This is a genomic window from Mycobacterium sp. (genome assembly GCF_050701675.1).
Classification (GTDB): Bacteria; Actinomycetota; Actinomycetes; order Mycobacteriales; family Mycobacteriaceae; genus Mycobacterium.
Window position 1 is genome coordinate 1 of sequence record NZ_JBOGDD010001098.1, and the last position, 8,768, is coordinate 8,768.

At 66.2% G+C, this 8,768-nt stretch carries 7 protein-coding genes; all 7 read right to left on the reverse strand.

Going from position 1 to position 8,768, the window contains the following annotated elements:
- The coding region (locus ACRDUX_RS33890; RefSeq protein WP_526420753.1) for an MCE family protein at positions 1-1,684 on the reverse strand (1,684 nt) is incomplete at its 3' end.
- Positions 1,684-3,057 carry an MCE family protein gene (locus tag ACRDUX_RS33895; protein WP_526420755.1) on the reverse strand — a complete coding sequence of 458 codons (1,374 nt, stop codon included), beginning with the start codon at positions 3,055-3,057 and terminating at the stop codon, positions 1,684-1,686. The genes ACRDUX_RS33895 and ACRDUX_RS33890, both read right to left, overlap by 1 nt.
- A complete protein-coding gene (locus ACRDUX_RS33900; protein WP_526420763.1) occupies positions 3,054-4,574 on the reverse strand; it encodes an MCE family protein in 1,521 nt (506 codons plus the stop codon). The genes ACRDUX_RS33895 and ACRDUX_RS33900 overlap by 4 nt, the downstream gene beginning before the upstream one ends.
- Entirely contained in the window at positions 4,574-5,668 is a 1,095-nt protein-coding gene (locus ACRDUX_RS33905) for an MCE family protein (protein WP_526420757.1), read from the reverse strand. Before ACRDUX_RS33905 ends, ACRDUX_RS33900 begins: the two co-directional genes overlap by 1 nt.
- Complete coding sequence (locus ACRDUX_RS33910) at positions 5,668-6,693, reverse strand: MCE family protein (protein ID WP_526420759.1); 1,026 nt, start codon at positions 6,691-6,693, stop codon at positions 5,668-5,670. The genes ACRDUX_RS33905 and ACRDUX_RS33910 overlap by 1 nt, the downstream gene beginning before the upstream one ends.
- Positions 6,690-7,883, reverse strand: coding sequence for an MCE family protein (locus tag ACRDUX_RS33915; protein WP_526420761.1), 1,194 nt, complete (start codon positions 7,881-7,883; stop codon positions 6,690-6,692). The genes ACRDUX_RS33910 and ACRDUX_RS33915 overlap by 4 nt, the downstream gene beginning before the upstream one ends.
- Positions 7,884-7,896: 13 nt before the next feature.
- Positions 7,897-8,754 carry an MlaE family ABC transporter permease gene (locus ACRDUX_RS33920; protein WP_526420765.1) on the reverse strand — a complete coding sequence of 286 codons (858 nt, stop codon included), beginning with the start codon at positions 8,752-8,754 and terminating at the stop codon, positions 7,897-7,899.
- Positions 8,755-8,768 lie beyond the last annotated feature (14 nt).

Below are 8,768 nucleotides of genomic sequence, written 5' to 3' on the forward strand. Positions count from 1 at the left end.
CCGCTAGATTGGTGACCTTGTAGAGCTTGCCATCGGATCCGACGTACTCACCGGTGCGCGGGTTGTATTCGGCGACGGCGACTTTCGCCCGGGCTCCAGGTGCGGCGGCACCGAACGAGCTAGGCGCCACGGGTACCGCGCCACCGTCGCCAGGCGGCGGAACGTCCGCAGGCGGGCCGGGCGCAGGCGCCACCGGAGCCGCCTCGGGCGCGGGTCCTGGCGGTGGACCCAGGGGCGGAATCAGTTGCCCGTTCAGGGAATTGCCCTCGGGCGGCGGCGGTGGCGGAACCGCTGCGGTGAACGGCGCCTCCAGCGGAGAGACGGGCGGCGCACCTGGGGGCGCGTTCGGCGGCGTACCGGACGGAATCGCTCCCGGCGGCAGCGGGGTGCCCTGAAGCGGCGCGAAGATGTCGTCGCTGAGCGTCGCCCGGTCGTCGATCGGGACGCCCTGGGCGATCAGGCTTGGATCGAAAGGAGCGGGACCGGTGGCATTCTGGCGCATGGCCAGCGGCTGGTACGGCCTGTCGCTGTTGCAGATCGCCACAGTGGGAGCGCGCTTGCCCGGCTTCCTGATGCAGGGGAAGTTGCGGACGCCGCGGACCGAGATCGGCGAATCCTGCGGGAGTTTGCAGTAGATCCCGTCCGGGGTGTCGATATCGGACAGGTCGGCCGGGGACCGCCACGACGACGGGGGCAGGAAGCCGACCGTACAGGCGGGCGGATCGCTGACCGTGGCGGCGAAGTCCCCTCGTGGGGCTCCGGTCGAGTCGGAGGTGATCGAATACGACTCTTGCTGAGCGATGTACGGCGGCAGCAGGACCAGAAGTTGCTCCAGCGACGCGTTGTAAGTCATCAAGATCTCGCCGACGGTGCCCAGGTTCCCGAGCAGCACGGGAAGAGTCGGCTTGAGCTGGTTCAGCAGTCCCGAAACCTCGTCACTGAAACCCGGGAAGGTCTGCAGCACCTGGCGGACCTGAGGGTCGTCGGCGGCCAGTTGCCCGGTGAAGCCGGCCACGCTCTTGGCCCACGTCCGGATCGAGTCGGCCGTGTCGGCCTGCCCCTCGAGCAGCGGTCGGGCGTCCTCGGCCAGCATCCGGGTCTGATCCGCCGCGCCGTTCAAGTCGGCGCTCAACGTTGCACCCGAGTCCAGCAGAGAACCGAAATCATCACCGGCGCCGTTGAATCCCTTGTACGTCTCGTCCAAGAGCGCGGCCAGCCTGTCCTTGGGGAACGTGCCAACCAACTTGCTGACCTTGTCGAGCACCGGTCCGACCGGCGCGGGGATGGTCGCGTTCTCCGCCGTGATGACGGAACCGTTCTGCAGGTAGGGCCCCGAGTCGGTGCGCGGCTTGAGGTCGACGAACTGCTCGCCGACCGCGGAGACGCTCTGGACGTCCGCTTGCAGGTTGGCGGGGACCTTCGGTGACGTCGCGATCGACATCGTCGCCTCGGCGCCGTCGGGGGTGAGTCTCACGTCGGTGACCTTGCCGACTTCGACGCCGCGATAGGTCACGTTGCTGAACCGGTAGAGGCCACCGCTACTGGGCAGCTTGAGCGTCACCTCGTAACGGCCGACCCCCAGCAGGGTGGGCGCCTGGATGTAGGTGAACGCCATCACCAACACACCGATGATCGACACGACCGTGAAGATCGCCAGCTGAATCTTGATGAACCGTGTCAGCATCAGCCGCCTCCTACCATCGGTGGGGGTGCATAGGGCCCGGCGAAGATCGGGCCGCCCCCGCCCGGCGGCGGGGTGTCGACCGGACCGTCGTCACTCTGCTGCGGAACCACGGGCAACACGGGTCCGGTGACCGGCGGCATCGGTGGGGGCGCTTGCGCAGGCTGCGAACCCGGTCCCGGCAGGCTTTGGGACGCCCCCGGTGGCAGCGCGTTCAGACCTGGATTGTCCGGAGGCACGGGGCCAAGCGGCCCACCCAGCGGCGGTGGAGCGAGTGGGCGCCCCATCGGGTCGTAGGTGTAGCGCTGGAAGTACGGCTCGCCCGGCATGGGCACCAGGTCCCGCCCTTCCTGACCTGCCCGTGAGCCCAGGAAGATCGACTTGCGCAGGCGCGGCCCGGACAGGTCGATCGTCGCAAAGAGGTTGATGAAGTCACCCCTGACCGCCCGGTCGATGAGGTTCTGGCCGTACGGAAATACCGTCGCGTAGGCGAGTCCCGCGTCCAGGTCCGGTCCGACGTCGGCAAGGGCCTGAATCGTGGGTGCGAGGTTCTGCAGGTTCTTCACCAGGTCGGCCTGGCTGTCATTGACGAGTCTGTTGGCGGTGTCACTGAACGTGCCGAGCTTGGTCAGCGCGGTGGTCAGCTGTGGCCGCTGCCGGTCCAGCACTTCGAGGGCGCGCGGGATCCGTTGCAGCGCATCGTTGATGACGTCACGACGGCCGGCGAAGGTCGCGGCAACCCGGTTCAGCGCTTGAATGGTGGTGACCAGGCTCTGGCGCTGCTGATCCAGGGTGCCGACGAAGGTGTCGAGTTGGGTGAGCAGATCCCGGAAGTCGGCTTCGCGCCCGGACAGCGCCTGGTTGAAGGTGTGGACGACGTCACCGAGCTGACCCAGCCCGCCCGCGTTGACCACGACGGACAGCGACGACAACGTCTGCTCCGTTGTCGGATAGGTCGACGAGTCGTTGAGCCCGATGGTGGTCCCCGGCGGAAGTTCACCCTCGGGCTTTTGCCCGACGGGTGGATTCAGCGCCAGGTGCATCGAACCCAGCAGGCTGGTCTGTCCGACACTGGCCACCGCGTTGGCCGGGACGACGACGTTTGGCTGCACCGAGATGTCGACCTCGGCGTGCCAGTCCTTCACGCGCATCGCGCCGACGCTGCCCACCACTACGTCGTTCATGAGGACGGGTGAATTCGACTCCAGCGTGGCGATGTTCGCGATCTCGACGTGGTAGACGTGCGCGTCGGAGCCACGTCCAACGACACCGGGTAGCGGCAGGGAGTTGATTCCCTGAAACGCGCACCCGGTGGCGGTCAGTGCCACGCAGGTGGCCGCCGCGAACAACCGACGGATCGACGTTCCACTCATCATGACGGCGGTGTCCCCTCGGCGGGTGCCGGCCCGGGGTCGGGGCCGGGTGCAGGTGGTGGGGCCTCCGCGGGAAGCAGGATTCCCGGCAGGCTCGGCGCGCCCTGATCGGCGGCAGGGGCTGCCTGCTGGGGCGGCCCCGGAAGGGGCGGTCCGATGCGTGGCGGATCCGTCGGCACCGGGGCGCCGGGATACAGGGCCGGGAACGGAGCCACGGGTTGGCGGTCGTTGACCGGCAGCGGCACACCGGGCGGCCCCATCCCTGGAGGCGGTGGGACGTCACCGTCCAGTCCGGTGTAGGCGGACCCCGTCGGCGGAATCTCTGGCGGCGACGGCGCACCGCCTTCGCCCCCTGGCGCCAGCTTGGGATCTGCGTAGATGATGTTCTGCGGGCTGGCCGACTTCGCCAGGTAGGGGTTGATCGGAACCGGGATGTAGTTCAGGTTGAGCAGTCGCAACGCAGGCCCGAGGTAGTCGTTGCAGAGCTTCGCCGTTTCGGGCGCGGTGGTGTTCTGCGTGGCGCCGATCATGCCGCAGATGAACTGCATCGGGCTGGCGAGGTTGGGGATCGAGAAGCCGCCGCGAACCGCGCCGATGTCCGGGTCGAAGATGTTGTAGGCGTTGGCGAATGCGTTGGGCGTGACGTGCAGCACCTGCTCGAAGTCTTCCTTCACGTCGACCAGTGTCTGGGTGACCTGGGCCAGCCCCTGGACCTGCTCGGCGGTCTGGTTGCGGGTGCCCGCGACGAATCGCTTCACCTCCACGACCGCGACGGAGAGGTTCTTCAGTGCCGCGTCGAGGTCGGAGCTGCTCCCGTCGAGCACGCTGGACAGCGTGGCCAGTCGATCGTTGAACGCCACGATCTGTTCGTTGCTGTCGCGCAACGCGGTGACGAAGACCTGCAGATTCTTGATGGTGCCGATGAAGTCGCCGCTGCCCTCGGCAAGGATCCGGCCCACGCCGGAGAGCTGAGCCAGGGTCTGCCGCAGCTTGTCTCCGTTCCCGTTCAGGGCATTCGCGGCACTGTCGATGAACCGGCCCACCGAGGTGGTCGACACGTCGCTGGTCGGTCCCAGGTCGGTCGCCAGGCGCTCGAGTTGACGCTTCACCTCGTCCCACTCGACGGGCACTGCCGTGCGCTCCAGCGGAATCACCGCGCCGTCGGCCATCTTCGGGCCCGTCGTCCGGTAGGCCGGCGTCAACTGGACATAGCGGGCGGCGACCAGATTCTGGGCGACGATGACCGCCTTGGCGTCGGCGGGCACCGGTACCGCGCGGTCGACCTTCATGGTCATCTTGGTCCGAGTGCCTTGTGGCTCAATCGAATCGATCGTGCCGACCTTGACGCCCGAGACCTTGACGTCGTCGCCAGGGTAGATGGACGTGGCCGTCGGGAAGAACGCCGTGATGGTCGTGGGCCCGAAGAACGCGGCGCGGATCGCCACGAAGCCACCACCGATGAGCGCGACCACCAGCGCGGCCGCCACGGCGGGTGCGAGCCACTTGCGGGACCGTGCCATCATCGCGACCCGCCCGGAACTGCGTTGTACGGCAACGGCAATTCAGCCCGCGGCCCGGTCTCGGGGGTGGTGGGCGGCTGACCTGCACCGAACGCGCCGCGGCGGTACCCGAACGCGTAGTCCAGGAAGGGCTGCAAGAACTGCGCTGACAGAAAGTTCGGCACGTAGGCGGTGTAGTAGGGGCCGCTGGACACGGCTTCGCTGAGCGTTGTCTGGTACTTGGCCGCGCCCGGTATCGCCTTGGCGAGATTGTCGCGGTTGCGCACCAATACCTCGTTCACCTTGTTGAGACGTTCGAGTGTTGGCGCCAACACCTTCTCGTTGTCGGCGACGAGCCCAACCAGCTGCTTGGAGACGGCGGAGGTATTGGCAAGCAGGTCGACGATCGCCTGCCGGCGCTGGACCAGTACGCCCAAGAGGTCGTTGGCGTTGAGAATCAGGCTGTTCACCTGCTGGCTGCGCTCCGACAGGATCCCCGTGACGTTCGACGCGGACTTGAGCAGCTCGCGAAGGTTCTGGTCGCGGCCGTTCAGCGCCTGGGACAGCCGGGTGAGCCCGTCGAACGTCGGGCCCAGTTGCGGGGCGATCTGGTCGAGGGTGCTCGAGAGCGTATCCAGCGACTGGTTCAGCTGCTGGGTATCGGTGCCTGCGGTGTTCGTCGTGAGTTCGCCGACGGCATCGCTCAGCGAGTACGGCGAGGACGTCCGCGTGGTCGGGATGGCCTCGGTCCGGTTCAGCGTGCCGTTGCCCGCCGAGTCCAGACTCAGCACCCGCTGACCCAGCAGCGACCCGGTGCGGATGTGCGCCGCGGTCTCCGACCCGAGCGGGTACCTGCTGTTCACGGTGAAGGCCACCAGGGCGTCCCCGTTGTCCAGCGAAACATCGGTCACGGCACCGACTTTGATGCCAGACAGGGTGACGTCGTTTCCGACGTAGATGCCGCCCGCCTCGGAGAACAACGCCTTGTACTGCAGCGAGGTGGCGTAGGACAGCAGCCGTTCGGGCTGCAGACCGACTGCGATGACGAGGATGGCGAGAACGACACCCATGAAGCCCGCTCTGATCAGGCTTGCGCTACCACGGTATTTCAGCATTACGGCTCAGCACACCTTCCGTTCTCCTGCTTGATGAACGGGAAGAAGGACGCTCTGCCCTGGAGATCCGTGACGCGGATGGACAGCTCACAGATGTAGTACTGCACGAAGGAGCCGTAGGCGCCGATCCTGGCGAGCTTCCGGTAGTTGCCTGGTGCGCGCTGCAGGGCTCCGTCCAGGTAGCCCTTGCCACTCTCCAGGTTGGGGGCCAGGCGATTCAGCTGTGCCACCGAGGCGGCCAGCGGGGGCCGCGCCTGCGTGAGCAGATCAGCGAGCGAAGAGGTTCCGTTGTCGAGCGACGTGATCGCCGTGCCGATCGGATCGCGATCCTGCGACAGTCCGCTGATGAGTTTCTCCAGTCGGTCGATCGCACCGGAGAACTGATCGCCGTCCTTGGAGATGGTGCCAAGCGTCGTGTTGAGGTTGTCGATCAGTTGCTGGACGGTCTGGTTGTTGTCGGCCAACGTGTTGGTGAACGACGACGTCTTCGACAGCAGGGAGTCGAGGGTGCCCCCCTCGCCCTGGAACACCTGTACGAGGGACGCCGTGAGTGCGTTGACGTCCTGCGGGTTGAGCCCCTGGACTACGGGTTTGAGGCCGCTCAGCAGCAGATCGAGATCGAGGGCTGGCGCTGTGCGCTGCTCGGGAATCTGCGATCCGGGCGGCATCAGCCTGGTGGAACCGGGACCGTCGGCGAGCTCCATGAAGCGATCACCTGTGAGGTTCAGGTAGCGGATCTCGGCCCGGGTTCCACTGGTCAGTTTGATGTTGCGGTCGGCGTCGAAGTCGACCATCACCTTGCGGTCCGATCGCAGCGATACGTCGGTCACGGTCCCCACCCGGATACCGGCAACCCGCACCGTGTCACCCGACTTCAACCGCGAGGCATCGGTGAAGACCGCCGAATAGCCGTTGGTCGACCCCGTTCGGTATTGCCCGAACGTGAAGAAGAGGAACACCGTCAGCAGCGCCATGATCGAGGCGAAGATGCCGAACTTGATGAGCATGCCCCGCGAGCCCGTCATCCGGGCATCCCGATCTGTGCGGAGTTGCGGGGTGGGCCGCTGATCGGTCCGAACAGCGCCTGCTTGAGCGCGTCCGAGTTGAGCAGCACGCCCTGGTTTCCGTACTTCCACGGGTTGGACCCGACATCGGTGACCAGGAACGGCGGGCGCTTTCCATTCGGAATGGTGGGCAGCATCTGGTCCTTGCAGGACGAACCGCTCTTGGCCGCCACCTTCGGCAGATCCTCCGGGTAGCGGTAACGCTCGACGCCGAGGGTGAAGCTGGCCGAGACGTCGACGCCGGGTCGGTCCGGCGGCGGCGAGTGGACGAAGGAGTTCAAGCCCTGCACTCCGCAGCGCAGGTTGTCGCTGTACTGGCTCAGTACGGACGTCGTGGGCACCAGCATGCGCAGGTCGTCGGTGAGGGCTTGCCGGTTGGTGCCGATGACGTCGTTGCCCGTGTCGGCCAGCCCGATCGCCGAAAGGAGGAATGCGTCGAGGTTCTTCTCCTGATCTACCAGCGTGTCACCCACCTTGGTGGTGTTGGCCAGCACGTCGACGAGATCGGGGGCGGCGTCGGCGTACGCGTTCAGCGCGACGGGGGCGACCTCCAGATCGCGGTTGATGCTGTCCAGGCTGGGGTTGATCTTCTGCAGGAAGCGGTCGAAGTCGGTGACCGTCTGGCCCAGCTTCTCCCCGCGCCCGTTCAAGGCACCCGAGATCGCGGCGAGGGTTTGGTTGAGCTTGACCGGGTCGACTGCCTTGAGCACCGAGGTGAGCTGCTGGAAGACCGTGTTGGTCTCGACGGTGACGTGTTCGACCGTCACTTCGTCCCCCTTCGCCAGCGGCGTCGACGACGGATCAGGGGGCTCGGCGAACTGCACGAACTTGGAACCGAACACCGTCGATGAGGTGATGTCTACGGCGGCGTTGGACGGAATGTCCTTCAGGTCATCCGGATTCATCGCCAGGTGCAGGACGGCCTTGCCGTCGGGCCGGGTTTCGATCGATTCGACCTGGCCCACCTGAACGCCGCGCATCTTGACCTTGGCCTCGGGATTCATCACCAGGCCGGCGCGTTCGGAGACGACCGTGACCGGCACGGTCTGTCCGAAGTCGCCGCGGAACATCCCAATGGCGAAGACGACGATCAACACCAGGGCGACGACGGTGGCGAGTCCGGCCAGTGGGCGGACGGCTGATCGTGACATCGTTGTCCTCCCCTTAGCCCGACAGGTTGAAGTTGCCGTTGGAGCCGTACACGGCCAACGAGACCAGCAGGGTCACCGACACCACGATGATCAACGAGGTCCGCACCGCATTACCCACGGCGACCCCCACCCCAGAGGGCCCGCCGGTGGCGTAATAGCCGTAATAGGTGTGCACCAACAGAATCGACAACGCCATCAACAACGCCTGAAAGAACGACCACAACAAATCGATCGGATTCAGAAACGTCCCAAAGTAGTGGTCATAGAGTCCGCCGGACTGACCGAACAGCACCACCGTGGTGAACCGTGACGCGATGAACGACAAGATCACCGCAATCGAATACAACGGCGTGATCGCGATCATCCCCGCCACGATCCGCGTGCTCACCAAATATTCGATCGGGCGGATCCCCATCGACTCCAACGCGTCGATCTCCTCGTTGATCCGCATCGCGCCGAGCTGCGCGGTCACCCCCGCCCCGAACGTCGCGGCCAACCCGATCCCGGCCACCACCGGCGCGGAAATCCGGACGTTGATGAACGCCGCCAAGAACCCGGTGAGTGCCTCGATGCCGATATTGCCCAAACTCGAGTAGCCCTGCACGGCCAGCGTCCCGCCGGTCGCCAGGGTCAAAAACCCGACGATCACCAGCGTGCCGCCGATCATCGCCAACACCCCCGCCCCCATGGAGATCTCGGCGATCAGCCGGACGATCTCCTTGCGGAAGTGCACGAAAGCGTGCGGCGTCCCACCGATCGCCTTGCCGAAGAACAACGTCTGATCCCCGATGCGCCCCAACGCCCCGACCGGACGGTTGACCGTGCTGACCAACCGCGGGAAGCGGCTGCGCACCACCTGCATCGTGCCCATGCCCCGGCGCCCCT